This window comes from Fibrobacter sp. (genome assembly GCA_024398965.1).
GTDB lineage: Bacteria > Fibrobacterota > Fibrobacteria > Fibrobacterales > Fibrobacteraceae > Fibrobacter.
The window spans coordinates 42,483-56,194 of sequence record JAKSIF010000007.1 but is presented as its reverse complement, the minus strand read 5'-3'; the positions used below and the strand labels follow the sequence as shown (position 1 = coordinate 56,194).

Here is a 13,712-nt window from a genome sequence, read left to right as displayed (position 1 = left end):
ATGAAAAATGAAAGATGAAGAGTGAATACAGATTATGAGCGAAGAAAAAATTGAAACTGTAGAAAACGAAGAAGTCGTCGAAAAGGAAGTTGTCATTCCTGAATTTTTCCGCGACCTCAAGGAAGACGAAAATCTCAAGGCACTGTGGCACTACGTATTCCGCACCAATGGTGACCGTAAGCCCATCGCCACTCCCGACGGACTCCCCCACAAGTTGGACTTTGACTGGAAGGACATGTTCCCCAGCCACAACGACCATATCGAAGTGGAAATCGGTTCCGGCAAGGGAAGCTTCATTACAGACTATGCGGCAAAGCACCCCGACTACTACATCATGGGTAGCGAATGGGACTACACCTGGGCAGCATTCGCCCAGCGCAAGATGAACAAGGCCGGCGTCCTGGACAATGCCAGCATGCTTCGTGGCGACGTATTCTACTTCCTCCGCGACTGCGTCAAGGACAACACCGTAGACGCTTTCCATATGTACTTCCCGGATCCGTGGCCCAAGGAACGCCACCACAAGAACCGTCTGCTCCGCCCGGACTTCCTGGAACAGGTTGCCCGCGTACTTAAGCCCGGCAAGCGCATCTTCTACTGGGGCACCGACCACAAGGAATACAACGAAGTTGCCCTGGAAGTATTCGACAACTTCCCCGGCTGCAAGGTACTGGTCCGCAATACAGCAGAACCCACCGAAGGCATCATGACCGGTTTCGAAAAGAAGTACCGCAAGGAAGGAAGACCCATCTACAGAAGCATCGTGGAATTTGAGAAATGAAGAATGAAAAATGAAGGATGAAAAATTTTTCATCTTTCACCTTTCATTTCTCATTGTTTTCTGTCTACTTTTGACATTCGCTTTTTTGTAGTTTTTTTGCACTATGCTAAAGTCTCTTTCTATCAATGGTTTTACTTTGATTGCCCAGGCGGAAGTTCCTTTCCGCGAGGGCTTTACTGCCATCACCGGCGAAACCGGCGCGGGCAAGTCTGTTCTTCTCAAGTCCCTACGTATCGTTTGCGGCGACAAGTCCCAGGCATCCATGGTGCGTACCGGAGCAGACAAGGCTGTTGTAGAAGCCATTTTCGACATTAGCAAGGAACCTCAGGTCAAGAGCATTCTCGAAGATCTAGAAATCGACAGCGATGACGAACTGATCATCCGCAGAGAAGTCCTGGAGAACGGTAAGGGCCGCGCCCGTGTCAACGGCGCCGTCGTTAGCCTGCCAGACCTGCAGAAGCTGGGCGACGAACTGATCCAGATGCACGGGCAGAGCGAGCAGTTGCTGCTCCGCGATACACGCACCCATGCAAAGATGCTTGACGACTATGCAGGCAACGGCGAACTGCTTACTGAATACAGTAAGCAGTGGGCCCTTTGGAACAGCATCCAGAGCAAGATTGCCGAAACTGAGGAACGGGCAAAGAACCTTGCCGCACAAAAAGATTTTCTAAAGTTCCAGTACGAGGAACTTTCCAAGGCTGCACTGAAGGATGGCGAAGAGGAAGCCCTCGAAGAAAAAGTCAGCAGTGCATCCAAGGTCGAAACAGAACGCCGTTACCTGGATGACATCCAAGGGCTTCTTGGAAACGAGAACGGCCTCCTGGACCAGGTGCAAAACCTGCAGGCAAAGATGCGTTCCCTGGCAGCAAAGATTCCCAGTTACGACGAAGACCTGAACGCCCTTATCGAAGTGGCAGATCCCTTCGAAAGTATCTGCAAGGACTTAATGCGTCTTAGCCCGTCTTCTGCAGTAAGCGCTGCCGAAATTGACAAGGCCAATTCCCGCATTGCCCAAATCCAGAAGCTAAAGCGCAAGTACCGCACCGACGTGTCCGGACTTATCGCACTTACAGAACAGCGAGCCGAAGAACTGTCCAGCCTAGAAAATCTGGACGCAGACCTTGAAGAACTGAACCGTCAAGGCGCCAAGGCCAAGGCAGAGCTCACCCGTATCGCAGGCCTCTTGACTGCGGCCCGCACCGCCGCCGCCGCCCGCTACGACAGTTCCGTAAGCGAAATCCTGCACACCTTGGGCATGCCCAAGGCACAGTTCACCACAAGCATTGAAACTCAGGCCCTGGGCCCCATCGGTGCCGACCGCATCGAATTCCTGCTGGCCCCCAACCCTGGCGAAGGCAGCAAGAGCCTACAGAAGGCCGTTTCCGGCGGTGAACTTTCCCGCGTGCTGCTCGCCATCAAGAGCGTCATGGCCGACCTGGATCATGTTCCCCTGCTGATCTTCGACGAAGTAGACTCCGGCATCAGCGGTGAAGTCGGCAACAGCATTGGCGTTGCCCTCCGCAACTTGGGCAAGCACCACCAGGTGCTTACCATCACCCACCTGCACCAGGTCGCCAGCCGCGCACAGAACCAGCTGGCGGTCAGCAAGAAGGAAATTGACGGAAGAACCTTCACCAGCGTTGTAGATCTGGACTACGAAGGTCGCCTCCAGGAGATTTCCCGCATGTTAGGCGGCGATTCCGATACAATTCGTGAACACGCCAAACAATTGCTGCAAGAAAACTTATAGATTTGTAGTACGTTTTTAGAGAAGAGAAAATGACAGAAGATTCAAACCTGACAGACATCGTCAATCTTCCTGAAGAGAAAAAAGAGGAAGTTAGACTGCGCACCCGCATATGGAGCGTGCTCCGCGCCGTGGTCTTCTTGGCTGTAATCGCCTTCATTTGGCAGGGCATGGCAAAGACCGCCTGCGCCTTCGTGGTTATCGCCATGATCATGGGCTGGGTCAACCTCTATCAGCTCAGGGCCCAGGAAATCGAAAAGCCCTATTACAGGCTTTGGCTCAATGTCATCGACGGGTTCCTTTCCTTTGTCGTCATGACAAGCATCTTTGTTCGCGACCTCCTCCAGAACGAAAATGCAGAAAAGCTGCTCGGCGTAGGATGCGTTGTAATCCTAGCCCGCCTTATCGCCCATACACTGTTCTCTCTCGGAGTCCTCCGCGAAGGAAAGTCCCTGCCTCGCAAGCGTCGCTGGGGCAAACTGGCAAATCTTTCCGTTACCGTAACCATGGGTATTTACCTGCTGAACCTGGAAGACTACCAGCAGATCAGCATGGTCACATCCATCCTTTTGATTCTTGCAGCCACAGCGGCTTATGCCTACTGGTACTACCGCGACCCCGCACACCGCAAGCCCCTTTCCATCGCAAGCCAGCTCACCATGAGCCGTATCGTCCTGACGCCCTTCTTCCTGTGGGTGTTCTTCTACGATAACGACCTGGATTACAGCAACAACAGCATCGTGTTCAAGACACTCTCCCTGGTCATGGTTCTCGGCTTTATGCTGACCGACTTCCTGGATGGCTACCTGGCACGCAAGCTCGGTGAAGTTAGCACCCTGGGCAAGTATCTGGATCCCTTCAGCGACAAGATTTCCAACATGACCATCTTCATGTGCTTCATCGCAACAGGATACGCACCCGTTTGGATGGTGGCCTTGATTTACTTCCGTGAATCCAGCGTGGAAACATTGCGCACCCTGGCTGCAAGCGAAGGCCTGATTATGCCGGCCCGCCGCAGCGGCAAGTGGAAAACCGCACTCCAGGGCATCGGCATTGTCATGATTCTCCTTGGCGCCATTGACCCGGTTCGCGCAATGATTCCTGGGCTCAACGACATCTGGAACATCTTCCCGAAGATTGTTATGGGAGTTATCACCACGATTACAATTTTGAGCGGCATAGACTATTTCGTCTCCAGCAAGCATATTCTAAAGAAATTCGTCTAGGCCATTCCGTTTTTGCATCATTTATAAATTTCATCTACCCCCTTGACAAAATCGAGGGGGTTTTCTATATATGGACTCAACATCGACGCGGGGTAGAGCAGTTGGTAGCTCGTCGGGCTCATAACCCGGAGGTCGCAGCGTTCAAGTCCTGCCCCCGCTACTAAAGAAGACACTTGCTTTGCAGGTGTCTTCTTCTTTTTTACGCGAAATCGGATTTATCCCCCCCCCTTTTTCAAGAATCGGGTAAAATCACATTTCAAAGACAAAGTCCCCTTTTTTTTTCATTCACGTAAACTTTTTTAACATTTTTTTTCATATTTTTTATGGAGAACAAATATCCATAGGGAGATTATATGAAGAAATTACTCGCAACGACTGCTATGGCAGCACTTCTGTTCGGTTGCGCCAGCACTCCGCAGGAAAAGGCCGTAGACGCCATGACCGAAATGCAGAAAATTAAGAACTCCTACCTGGATAAGGGAACCCCCGCAGGTATGGGTATCGGCAACTCCAAGGACAAGCAGATTGCATACGAAAAGGCAGACCAGAACGCTCGTGTAGACCTGGCCAAGGAAATCGACGTCCAGGTTAAGGCTCTTGCCGAAAACTTCAAGGAAGATGTCAACGAAGAAATTGCAGAACACTTCCAGAGCACTTCCGCCTCTCGCGTGAACACCGTTCTTAACGGTGCAACCATGACCGAAGTCAAGATTGAAACAACCGAAGACGGCCACTATGAAGTCTACGGAATCATGACCATCAAATCCAGCCTGGTTGAAGAATTCATCAAGATGCTGGAAGAACAAGGCAAGAAGGCCGAAGCTGAAAAGATTCGCGCTACTGCCAACAAGATGTACAACCGTCTCGACGAAAAGGTTAAGTAACAGTCTTTTCCCGCTTTAACAAAAAGAAGTCCGTCAGGTTAACTGACGGACTCTTTTTTATTCTCAAATCTACCCGAGGTACTGCACCTACAAAGGAAACGTTATTCCTCTTCGAGAATGGCTTCGCTCTTGACCTTTTCGTATTCCTGTTCTTCAGTCAGGACTGGATCAACCTTGACGTATTCATCATGATTGTCTGTATAACAGAATACCTCATAGGTCTTTCGTGCTCGGACAACGTCGCCATTTTTCATGGTGACAACCACGTCGAGATAAACGATCTTATTGCGTTCCAGCTGAATCTGGCGTTCAAAGGACATATTGACGAGGTTTTCGACAGGGATTTTTTCAAGAACATATCCGCTGCGGTGAAGTTCAATAGACGCAACATTCTTGAGGTCTGCGGCTTCGATTCCCTTAAGACGGAACTTGAAGTTTCCGAAATAATTCACAGAGGGAGGCGGAAGATGGATTTTCTCGACTCGAGGGCCATCGATCTTTACATGAGGTTTTACCACTTCCTGCTTAGGCTCTTCGACTGCAGCAGAGGAATCGGTTGAAGCAGTATCAACGACAGCTGTGGTATCTACATAATTGGTAGACCAGATATGGCAAGGAACTTCCACCATGCCATCGCTACAAATTGCCAAGAAACGCTTTGTTCCATCAGACTTGGCGTCCCAGCTGAAAGTGCGATTGTAAATTCCATCGGTTCCCACAGTATCGGTTTCGCCAAGAACGGTAACAATCACACCAGGATTGGTCTGGGCACTCAAGGTAACTGCTGGTTCATAGATAGTCTTTTCCAGTTCCTTGGTCTGGAACTTGAGGTTCTTCTCAAACTTTTGCTTACGGACCGAGTAGTCGTTATCGAAAGTCGAAAGTGCTCGTTCAAGATCCTTGGCTGCGTCAGGCTTTGCAGCGATAGAACTTAGAGCCGCAGTCAAAGCCTTGGTTCCGGAGGAGGCCAGGTTCAGTTTCTTGCTGCCGCCCTTTTCGTCTACCAGGATGGTCTGGTTCTGGACAATGTTCACAGACTTGCCATCGGCGCCAGTAACTTCAACCTCACCCTCCTTAAGGGAGGCGACCATCTGGCCATTCACATTACCAACAAATCCTGCGGTACCACGGATGGATGCAGTAGCACTGCCGGTCTTGAAGATAAACTGATCTTTCTTCTGTTTCTGAACATCAAAAAGGATGTTACCCTTGTCGATATTGATGCGGAAAATCTTGTTGGATGTACCGAGGAGTTCGGCCGTAATGATGACGGAGGTATTTTCGAAAATGGAAAGTACGGTGCCATCGAAAGCTGTAATAGTCACTTCGGATTCAACGGACGTGCGAACGTGGTCGTTTTCAACAACCTTCTGACCTTGACGAATCGGCTTCCAGTCGTATTCGTATCCGCGGGTAATTTCGCCTTCACCCACTACCTTGCTGACCTTAGCACGAATCAGGCTAGGATCCTCTTCCGAAGGAATAGCCAAACTTTCGGCCGAAGTATCCACACTAACAGGCTTGGAGTTCTTTGCAACGGAAACTCTTTCAGCAGTAGTCCCAGAGACGGGCTTTTCAGCAAGCTTGCCCTGCACCTTTGCAGAATCGTCCTTGCAGGCTACCAAGGAAAGCAGCGCAAACGACAATGCCAAATACTGAAACTTCATGTTCGCTCCATTGAGAAATTCTTGACTTAAATCTACAAATTACACCCTTTCCGTCAAGCATTATCTAAATTATATCGTTGTAAATCAAAACAATCATTTGAATCCTTTATTTTACACGATTTTACCATGCGATTGACAGAAAAAGAAGCCCTAGATTTGTTCCTGAATGCGCCATTGAACGAACTTTGTGCCATGGCTAACGCAGAGAAAGAACGTCGACACGGAAAATCCGTTTTTTGGGTAAATAATCGCCAAATCAACTACACAAACGTCTGTGTGCTGCATTGTAAATTCTGTGCCTTCAGCAAGATCAAGAAGGATTCACCCACAGCCTACGACTGGGACTACCCCACCATCCGCGACAAGGCCGCATTTGCCATCGACGGAGGCGCCAGGGAACTGCACATCGTAGGTGGACTTCACCCGGACCATCCCTTTGACTACTACATCGAGATGCTTCGCAAGCTCCGCCAGGAATTTCCAAAGGTAAACCTGAAGGCTTTTACCGCTGTAGAAATTGCACACTTTGCCAAGCTTTCCGGCCAAACGCCGCTCCAGATCATGGAAACCCTGAAGGGGGCTGGCCTGGACGCCCTTCCTGGTGGCGGCGCTGAAATTCTGGTACAGAGCGTTCGAGACCAGATTTGTCCGGGCAAGGAAACCGGCGAGGAATGGCTGGACGTCCACCGTGCAGCCCACAAGATTGGAATTCCCACCAACGCCACCATGCTGTTCGGCCATATCGAAAAGCCGGAACACAGAATTGCCCATATGCGAATGCTTCGCGACCTGCAAGACGAAGCTCCAGGATTCTTCGCGTTCATCCCGCTGGTCTACCATCCGGAACACAACGCACTCCACAGCATCGTTCCCAACATGACATCGCAAGAAGATATTTTGCGTACGGTTGCGGTTGCCCGTTTATTTTTGAACAACTTTCCCCACATCAAGGCCTACTGGATCCAGATGGGAATCGAGACTGCCATGAAGGCACTGCATTCCGGTGCCAGCGATTTGGACGGGACCATCATCGAAGAAAAGATCACCCACGCCGCCGGAGCCAAGGTGCCCGTTGGTATGAGTCCTGCACGAATGAAGGAGCTGATCTTGAACGAAGGTTTAGAACCGGTGGAAAGAGACGCCAAGTACGAAGTCTACGGCTAGACTATTTCTTGGCCAAGGCCTTTTCGACACATTTAATTTGTTTAGGAACGTTGGTCTTGCACTGACGTTCCTCTTTTGTAGATGTGCTGGCGTCAAGACAAAGGCTCTCTACAGGAATTTTTTCGTTCTTCTGAAGAAATTCTTCAACATATTCGACAAAGGTATCATCCACATTGCATTTCTCTGCAATTGGATTATCCTGAGACATCATTTCTTCAGAACCAGTGGTATTGACAATTACGTCAGCGAAACTGATACTGCAAAGTAGCGAAATAACTGTAATTGATTTTTTCATTATCCAACCCCTCTATAAATTTTATTCCATGGAAATCATTCTTTGCACCGCTTCGGCAAAGAGCGGCGGCTCCTGCAACAAGCTAATGACAACCCAGCCGTCTTCGTCAAAGTCAAAGAAGAAACCTGGCTGCACCAGGACATGTTTTTCGCGAAGCAGACGAAGAGTCAGTTCCTCGTCGTCTTCGCCAAGATGAAGGACTGCGTACCAACCTCCAAGTACCTTGGGGCAGTACTTGCCGGGGAATGCTGAGCGCAAGGTTTCCCAGTTGGCAAGTAAGCGTTCACGAACTTGGCTTTCGTACTGCGCTGACTGTGCCAGGAGCGGAGCTGCCAATGCCTGGGCACAGGAACTGGCGCTGAGGTAAGCGTCCTCTACAAATTCAAGAGCTGCTCGAATTTCCTCGAATCTTTCGCGAGGAGCATAGAAGGCCATCCAGCCGAACTTCAACTGAGGAGCGCCTACGGCCTTGCTTAATCCGTTGAGCCAGAAGATAGGGCACTTGGGGCCATCGACGGGCGCAAAGACCAGATCGTTTCCGCCACAGTCGAAGTAATCCGAAACGGCACCGTAGGTACCGCTTGCCTCGGGCCTTGGGCCTCGGGCCTCGCGCCTCAAATACTGCCAACTGCGCTTGACTTCGTCACTGAAGCCGTAGTCGCCAAAGACTTCGTCTACCACCAGCACGAGGTTGTTTTCTTCGCAGAAGCGAACCACCTCGTTCCATTCCTGAAGAGAGACCATATGGCCTGTGGGATTGTGGGGCGAAACTAGCAGCAGGATGCGGGCTTTTTCAGGAGCGGCAAGCAGACTGTCTGTATCCAGCACAAAGCGGAACTGCGCAGCAGAAACCTGCGAAACAGAAACCTGCGCAGCCTTCGATCCCCGAGACTCAACCTGAGCCTTCAACTGCGAGAGCGTTCGTTGCGGTTTCTCGCGGATCAGTTTCAAGAAATAGGGTGCGCATTCCAGATGTTCCAGCTGAGCCAGCGTATCCAGCAGCGGATAGCCTGGCATAGGCGTCAAGATGACGTCACCGGGATCGCAAAATGTCTTGAACAATACGGAATAGGCTTCGCTGGTACTGGCCGTAACGACGACCTGGTTGGGAGTAAACACTCCCCCACGTTCCTTGTAGTAGGCAGCTACAGCCTCGCGGGCTTCACGCCAGCCGGAGGCGTCCGGCGACCAATGGCCAAACTGTTTGCGGGCTTCTTCTACCGCGGAGTCCAACTCCACAGGCAACCCTACACGAACAGGCGAACTGACGGTCATGTCGATAAGAGGTGCGACGTTCCCGCTTACGCATTCTGCGGCAACCTCAGCTTTCGCCTTTTCCAGTTCCTCAAAAAAAGGACTTGGGGTCAAGTCCTTCGGAAGTCTCTTAGACAGCTTTATGCCCTGGATTGCCACGTGACTGCGTTCCTCGTAATGGAGCAAGATTACATCTTCTTATGCTTCTTGATGACACCCACAAGAATAGTGGAGATCAGAATTCCGGCAGGCAAGCAAATGGCAATGGTCAACAGAATCAACTTCTGGAAATCGCTCATTTCCTTCAAGGAATTCTTGAAGTTCTTGAGACGAGTCAACAGCCCAAGCTTTATGGGATTTTCCGCCTTTGGAGCAATCTTTCCATTCTCGGCGGATTCCTCTGAGGCTAGATCCTCGGAACCGGCGAAACCCTTAGGACTAGGCATCTTACCACGCAGATCAGCTAACGACTTTTTTATAGGGTCAACAAAACCATTGACCTTACCGATCAACGATTCCTTGTGCCTCTTGAAAGGACGAGTTAGTCTGCTGGTTAGTTCCATAATATTAGCGTAAAGCGGAAAGAAATTTCTTTATCCTTTAACCTTTATCCTATTTATACAGCAAGTTCACGCCGCCAAAGAGGGCGCGCATGTTGGCCTTGAGGGTATCGCTAGAAACACCGCGGCCTTCCACTTCCTTGCCGTTAGCCTTCAGCACGATACGGCTGAGACCGCGACCGGCCCACAGCTTATCCTTTTCGGGAACCACAACCTGGCGATACTTCACCAGTTCCACCGGCATGCCGATTTCGCGCATGAGGATGAGGCCAGCTTCAATAGGACCTTCGGCGGTCACGGACTTGACCAGGGCTTCGCCGTCCTTCTTGAAGTGGAAGATAAAGCGGCCTTCGTCGGGAATCACTTCGACGTTGTTGAAAATCAGGCGGCCGTTCACATTCACGCGCTGTTCGCGGAACACGTCCAGAACGCGTTCGGCGCTCATTTCGCCTTCCTTTTCGCTGTAGCTCTTGAGGATGGGCTGCAATTCGGCGGCTTCGGCCAGGCTCAGCTTGTAGCCGAACTTGGTGATGATTTCGTACACGGCGGTACGACCACTCTGGCTGGTAAAGCTGAGGGAATCGTTCTGGTTACGGCCAATGATGGAGTAGTCGATGGGGCGGTATGCTCCCTTCTTCATGTCCTTGGTCTTGGAAGCGCCATCCTGATGGATACCGCTACGGTGAACGATCGCTTCGGCACCAATGAGCGGGGCGCGGGTATAAATGCTAACGCCGGACCACTGGGAAATCAAGATGGCAGTTTCGTAAATCTTGTCCAGGTGCAGGCCAGTGTCCACGCCGGAGTTGTGCAGGCCCAGGGCCACTTCATAGAAGTTGGTATTGCCGCAACGTTCGCCAAGGCCGTTCAAGGCAACTTCCAGCTGGGTTGCACCCACGAAGAAGCTTTCGACGGTAGCGGCGGTGGCCATACCCAGGTCATTATGGCAGTGAACAGAGATGGTCACATTCTTGGGCATGGCATCGTACACCTGCTTGATCTGGCTGATGTACAGCATGGGGCGGTAACGTTCCACGGTGTTGGGCAGGTTCAAGGTAGTTGCACCGGCTTCCACCACGGCCTTCAAAACTTCAATGACGAAGTCCATGTTCTCCAGGCAGTCGCCAAAATGTTCGCAGCTGAATTCAACGTCACCCTTGTCGCCCACCAGGGACTTGGCAAGCTTTACGCAATCTACGGCGCGAGCCTTCACCTGTTCCGGAGTCATGTGGAGCACATGTTCCATGGAGAGGGGGCTAGTAGCCAGGAAGGTATGGATACGGGGGTGCGGAGCATACTGGACGGCTTCCCAGCAACGCTGAATGTCGCTGGGAACGCAACGGGCCAAACCGGAAACCACAATCTTCTGGGCAGTTTCGTCGCCAGCGGCAGCCATTTCGGCAGTAAGTTGAGCCAGTTCCTTTACAGATTCAAAATCCATTTCAGAAGACGCAGGGAAACCCACTTCGGCACCCTGCACACCCAGCTTCAACAACTGGAGGTAAACATCCTTCTTCTGGGCATTGTTCCAGGGCTTGGGCAAAGCCTGGTTACCGTCACGCAGAGTGACGTCATAAAAGAACGGTTTTCTTGCCTGGTCGGCACAATCCATCATACAGTTCATTTTTATCTCCTGCCGGCATCCACACGCCGCAAGCCTTAATTTTACGCATCAAAGATAAAAAAATGACCATAAAAAAAGAACCCGCATCGTTATGGAAGCGGGCTTTTTCGTGTTCAAATTCAATAAAAATTCTTGAAAGCGTTTATTGATTCAACAACCTAGAACCTCGCCTCGGTATCACAAAGAGCGATGCAAAGTAGAAGTCGTAGGTCTAGAATCTTTTTCATGCCTTGGAATATATAAAGTTTTGTCGATAATGGCAAGAGGTTCTTCAAATGCCTTTATTTTCGTACGTCGAAGGAAAGTACAGTCACATTCAAGCCAAACATGTACTTGTAGCTCTTATGATTGCAGAGTTTGTTGACCAGCTGCAAGCCCAATTGAACGTTTTCCCCTTCGGTAACAGACAGCTCCGCCCTCTTTTCAGCATAGCTGATTGGATCAAAGGGGCGACCCGCATCCTTGATTCGCACTTCAATGGTTTTCTCAAGATCTGTTATGCGAATATCAAAGAAATGATTTTCATCCTTGTCGGCGCTATACTTGAAGATGTTGTAGGCAAGTTCCTCACAGCACAGCATGATACGATTCTCTTCGCTGGATTTCAACTCACAGATTCCCAGGAACTTTCTCATCTTACCAAGATTTTCCTGAACAGATTCCTCGGTATACTTCATAGAGAAATTCACGCCCACTTCGTCGGGAAGCAACGGGAGCAAGCACACTGTGGAAAGGGAACGGGTTCTAAAGTGAAGGGTAAAAGCCACAGTCAATTGGAGCAATAAAAGTACTGCAGTCAAGACCGGGAAACTCCACCAGAAATAATCCCCAGCCCACTTTACGAAAAGCCAAGGCACAGAAATCATCAGCACAAACTGTAGGACCAGGAAAATAGAGGAAAGAAGTTCCTTCTTCACAAGGATATGGACATCGGTATTGAAGATGAAAAGCAGGTAAGGAACAATGAACAAGCCAATGATCCTTAAGTCGGATGCGTAACCCGCCGCAGCGACACTTTCTGCATCGCCAAACAACTTTACCACTCCTTCAGGCCACAGCATGGTAAGGGCCGTTAGGGCAACGCCAAAGACCAGCACCACGGTGCAGCTACGGTGAATAAGAATTCTCAACCCGGAATAGTCTCGTTCTCCAAGAAGCACTCCGCCAATGGAATTGTTCAGGTCGTTTACACCTTCCAACAGGTTGCCACCAAAGAATACCAGTTGCATCATGATGGCAAAGAGGTAGGCGCCGCTGGGTCCCTGATAGTCTAGTACCATCTGGTTCAGGACGAATACCAGAACCGCCAACAGAATATCTCCTGTGCCAACGGGAAGCCCCTGCTTCAAGGCATTTCCAACCAAGGAAAAAGGTTTCTTGGGTATAACAAACTTGAAGGAACTTTTACCTTTCAAAACGTAAGGCAGAAGCACAGTTAGGCTGGCCAAATTGCTAAGAACCGTACCCCAGGCAGCCCCTGCAATTCCCAGGGGGAAAACACAGGTAAGCAACAGGTCCAGCAGCACATTGAGAATCAGGCTTACCGCAATGGATACGGTCACAAGACCGGGACGACCATCGACACTGACAAAGACCTGCAACAGATAGATGAAAGTAAAGGGCACAAAATTCAGCAGCATTACAAAGGCATAATCCCCTGTAAGCTGACACAGCAAAGGTTCGCTGGCATCTGCAAGCAGATTTATCAGCTGAGGGAAGAACAGGTAGCAGAGGCCAACCAGAAGGGCCATAAATGGCAACGCCACCAGAAGGGCCGCAGAAAAATATTCCGAGACCATCCGGATATTCTGTTTTCCAAGTTCCACGGCTGCACGAATGCTTGAGCCAAAGGCAATGGCCAGAATAATCGCAATAAACAGGGTATCCAATGGATAGTACAGGTTGATTGCAGAAAGCGCGTTGGGATCCACAAAGTTGCTGACAATCACGCTATCGGCAATGACACGCAACTGCTTGGCAAGTCCTGTAAGAATAGAAGCCAGAAGAAACGTGCCGAAGGCCTTGTTTACGATATAACCATTGGTAATTTGCATAAGTCAAGAAGAATATTTTTCGAGACTCAATTATAAAAAAATATCCCTAGTTTCCTATCTAACCATTTCAAGAAACAACCATGCTTTTAATATATTTGTAATGAATACGTAATTGGCAATTATTACGAAAAATCCACCGAAGGAAATATGAACATTACCAAAAGACCTGGCGAAGAAAAATACACCCTGCTCCCCGAAGGAATGATTGACACCGCAAACGCCCCCACCTTCGAAGCCGCAGTGGAAGAAGCAGTTTCTGCAACAAAGAACCTTGAAATTGATTTTTCAAAAGTGGAATACATTTCCAGTTCCGGTCTTCGAGTTCTTCTCAAGGCACAAAAGAAGATGCTTTCCAAAGGCCAGATGGTTATCTGCAATGTAAATGAAGCCGTCAAGGAAGTCTTTGAATTGACCGGATTCAACAACATCCTGACCATCGTCTAGTAAGGCAAC

Annotated in this window: 12 protein-coding genes and 1 tRNA gene; 7 read left to right on the top strand and 6 right to left on the bottom strand. The window is 49.9% G+C overall.

Annotated elements, in window-relative coordinates; genetic code table 11:
• Positions 1–34 precede the first annotated feature (34 nt).
• The 5 genes from trmB to MJZ26_04950 all read left to right on the top strand — a co-directional run bounded on the left by trmB (position 35) and on the right by MJZ26_04950 (position 4,641).
• On the top strand, positions 35–781 hold the full coding sequence (gene trmB, locus MJZ26_04970; protein ID MCQ2105127.1) for a tRNA (guanosine(46)-N7)-methyltransferase TrmB: 747 nt from the start codon (positions 35–37) through the stop codon (positions 779–781).
• 103 nt (positions 782–884) lie between these two features.
• A complete protein-coding gene (gene recN, locus MJZ26_04965) occupies positions 885–2,534 on the top strand; it encodes a DNA repair protein RecN (protein MCQ2105126.1) in 1,650 nt (549 codons plus the stop codon).
• A gap of 29 nt (positions 2,535–2,563) precedes the next feature.
• Positions 2,564–3,757 carry a CDP-diacylglycerol--glycerol-3-phosphate 3-phosphatidyltransferase gene (pgsA, locus tag MJZ26_04960; GenBank protein MCQ2105125.1) on the top strand — a complete coding sequence of 398 codons (1,194 nt, stop codon included), beginning with the start codon at positions 2,564–2,566 and terminating at the stop codon, positions 3,755–3,757.
• A gap of 86 nt (positions 3,758–3,843) precedes the next feature.
• Positions 3,844–3,917 (top strand) — tRNA-Met (locus tag MJZ26_04955).
• A gap of 193 nt (positions 3,918–4,110) precedes the next feature.
• Positions 4,111–4,641 carry an LPP20 family lipoprotein gene (locus MJZ26_04950; GenBank protein MCQ2105124.1) on the top strand — a complete coding sequence of 177 codons (531 nt, stop codon included), beginning with the start codon at positions 4,111–4,113 and terminating at the stop codon, positions 4,639–4,641.
• Between the two features lie 101 nt (positions 4,642–4,742).
• Here the strand turns inward: MJZ26_04950 and MJZ26_04945 are convergent, their stop codons facing one another.
• The gene (locus tag MJZ26_04945; GenBank protein MCQ2105123.1) at positions 4,743–6,308 is read right to left on the bottom strand and encodes a FecR family protein; all 1,566 of its coding nucleotides are present in this window, start codon (positions 6,306–6,308) and stop codon (positions 4,743–4,745) included.
• Positions 6,309–6,434: 126 nt separating this feature from the next.
• Between MJZ26_04945 and mqnE the strand changes: the two genes are divergently transcribed.
• A complete protein-coding gene (gene mqnE / locus MJZ26_04940) occupies positions 6,435–7,472 on the top strand; it encodes an aminofutalosine synthase MqnE (GenBank protein MCQ2105122.1) in 1,038 nt (345 codons plus the stop codon).
• 1 nt (position 7,473) lies between these two features.
• On the opposite strand, the gene MJZ26_04935 is transcribed toward mqnE, so the two are convergent.
• From MJZ26_04935 to MJZ26_04915, 5 genes are all read right to left on the bottom strand, one after another.
• Positions 7,474–7,767, bottom strand: a complete 294-nt coding sequence (locus tag MJZ26_04935; GenBank protein ID MCQ2105121.1) for a hypothetical protein — start codon at positions 7,765–7,767, stop codon at positions 7,474–7,476.
• A gap of 21 nt (positions 7,768–7,788) precedes the next feature.
• Complete coding sequence (locus MJZ26_04930) at positions 7,789–9,207, bottom strand: pyridoxal phosphate-dependent aminotransferase (GenBank protein ID MCQ2105120.1); 1,419 nt, start codon at positions 9,205–9,207, stop codon at positions 7,789–7,791.
• A gap of 2 nt (positions 9,208–9,209) precedes the next feature.
• On the bottom strand, positions 9,210–9,467 hold the full coding sequence (locus MJZ26_04925) for a hypothetical protein (protein MCQ2105119.1): 258 nt from the start codon (positions 9,465–9,467) through the stop codon (positions 9,210–9,212).
• A gap of 166 nt (positions 9,468–9,633) precedes the next feature.
• The gene (locus MJZ26_04920) at positions 9,634–11,205 is read right to left on the bottom strand and encodes a 2-isopropylmalate synthase (protein MCQ2105118.1); all 1,572 of its coding nucleotides are present in this window, start codon (positions 11,203–11,205) and stop codon (positions 9,634–9,636) included.
• Positions 11,206–11,486: 281 nt separating this feature from the next.
• Positions 11,487–13,259: an ATP-binding protein gene (locus MJZ26_04915; GenBank protein ID MCQ2105117.1), complete on the bottom strand. Its 1,773-nt coding sequence runs from the start codon at positions 13,257–13,259 to the stop codon at positions 11,487–11,489.
• A gap of 147 nt (positions 13,260–13,406) precedes the next feature.
• Here MJZ26_04915 and MJZ26_04910 point away from each other — a divergent pair, with 147 nt between their 5' ends.
• Positions 13,407–13,703 carry an STAS domain-containing protein gene (locus MJZ26_04910; GenBank protein MCQ2105116.1) on the top strand — a complete coding sequence of 99 codons (297 nt, stop codon included), beginning with the start codon at positions 13,407–13,409 and terminating at the stop codon, positions 13,701–13,703.
• Positions 13,704–13,712 lie beyond the last annotated feature (9 nt).